This is a genomic window from Terrabacter sp. 2RAF25 (assembly GCF_052115265.1).
GTDB lineage: Bacteria > Actinomycetota > Actinomycetes > Actinomycetales > Dermatophilaceae > Terrabacter.
Map to the genome: position 1 here is coordinate 1 of NZ_JBFRGJ010000080.1, position 361 is coordinate 361.

Genomic DNA, 361 nt, shown 5'->3' on the forward strand with positions numbered 1-361 from the left:
CACCCAATTAGCGACGTTAGGCGGCTAATACTGGCTTACGCCCTAGACACGCTTATAGGACGCTGTTCAATGGATCACTTCAGACATTTTTCAATCGCCCCAAAGATGGGGGTGTTTATGTCAGGAGGATCGAATGTGTACAGCTTACCGAACGGAAATAATAAAGCAGGCCTTGGAGATATATCATTAGGCTCTCGAACACTCATATCTAGAAACACTTCAAACATTTCGGGGCCGGCCCACTCGCCCTCCAACCCATCAGAACCTTTCGTCATGTATTCAATGCGATCAGGAATGAATACTCCATTAAAATAAAGCTTGCCTATAGCTACCTCATAGGTGTCAGCAGGGCTCTCATCAT

General features: G+C 46.0%; 1 protein-coding gene. It reads right to left on the bottom strand.

Going from position 1 to position 361, the window contains the following annotated elements; translation table 11 throughout:
• Positions 1 to 74: 74 nt before the first annotated feature.
• Positions 75 to 361 (bottom strand): hypothetical protein (locus AB4091_RS22040; protein ID WP_442295079.1); only part of this gene is annotated, 287 nt, incomplete at its 5' end.